This is a genomic window from Flavobacterium psychraerolatum (assembly GCF_025960985.1).
In the GTDB taxonomy this organism is placed as follows: Bacteria; Bacteroidota; Bacteroidia; order Flavobacteriales; family Flavobacteriaceae; genus Flavobacterium.
The window spans coordinates 1-1,475 of record NZ_JAOQMX010000093.1 but is presented as its reverse complement, the minus strand read 5'-3'; the positions used below and the strand labels follow the sequence as shown (position 1 = coordinate 1,475).

At 30.8% G+C, this 1,475-nt stretch carries 1 pseudogene; it reads right to left on the bottom strand.

Annotation, left to right across the window (positions count from 1 at the left end):
* Positions 1-94: 94 nt before the first annotated feature.
* A pseudogene (locus M2326_RS17640) lies at positions 95-715 on the bottom strand (IS30 family transposase); the annotation flags it as partial.
* Between the last annotated feature and the right edge of the window lie 760 nt (positions 716-1,475).

The window sequence follows — 1,475 nt, the reverse complement described above, 5'->3', positions numbered from 1 at the left end:
ACCAGGATAAAGATCTAATTTTAATGGAAAAATTAACCGCATAATTAATAATCGAAATTTAGAATAATACTCTTGTTTTATAGGGGTCAAAACATGTTGCTTCTTTTGATTTCAATATACGTATTTTAGCAACTCCTGTTGCTCTGTCGTTGATTGTCAATAAAGCTCCTTTGTGCTTAGCTCCAATCATTAAGTCTATTTCTAAATCACTTATCGTCTTTCTTTCTTCTACGCTTTTGGGTCTTTGGTCAATATCAACCCGACCTATTATCAGTCCTCGCTTATCTTTTGACGCACCTCTTTTTCTATAAACCTTTCCTTGGGAACGCAAATAAAGATGTAAGTCGCCCCCTTGTTTTTTATCTTTCCAAATCTATTGATAAATTCTTTCATGAGATACACAATTGAGTCCTTGCTCTTTTGCTCTTCCCATTATTTGCTCTGGACTATATTCTTGCTTAATCCAGTGCTCAACAAAATCTTTAACTTCAGTGGTAAATCGAATTCTCTTCCTTTTATCGAAATGCCTTTCTTCACACCTACGGTGAGCTAAGACAGCTCTGTAATTGTTGTTTCGCTTATCGTAATTCCTTTTTATTTCTCTATAAATTGTGGAAACATCTTTTTTTAATCGCTCAGCTATTCCGAGTTTTGAATAATTCTCATTCAACAATGTTTCTATTATGTATCTTTGCTCTTGTGTAATTTGGCTCATACTTTGCAATTTTTGGGCGAGGAGCAAGTAAAGTAAAATTTCCCATTCAGCTAAAGAGGAAAAGATTTAATTTTCTTTTCTCTTTTCTGAAAAAAATCATCCAAACGGCAACTTCCAAATGTTGCATTTATTAATTGAATCTAAGAAATATAAATATGCTTATTTAAATATTTCCCCATAACTTTTTGTCTTGATCCTTTTTACCCTCAACGCCAAAGAACCCTCCAATGGTGTTACAGTTAATAGCAGTGTTATCTATTGATTTCTTTTAAAAAAGCTGTATATTCTTGCGTCATATGTGTTCCTTTGGTTATACTAGTAACCAATCTCTTTTTAATATCTCACCATTAATATTGTTGGTCCACTGAGGGTACTTAATATGTGAATAAATAAATTTACCTATAAGTAGGGATTCTTGAGTTGTAATTTCATTTAAAATGTCTTTAAATGTTAATTATATTGTATTGAACTCAACAGGTGACTTTGTTTTTTCTTCAAATTAAAGATGTAGATGTTCTTTATAATTGCTAGTGAACTATTTCGAAGTTTCTAAAAGAAAATCTTGAAGCATAAATTTAATAAGTGTATAAGATTTATACGATAGTAGTTTATTCTGTAAAATATGTATTTTGTAAATTGTCTCCCTAGATTTTATTCTTAATCCTAGATGGGTTGGTCTTTTCTCTGTAGAAAGCTATAAAATCTATCTATTGTTTATGAGTACTGATTTAATAACGGATATAGTTGTGAATACTAGAAT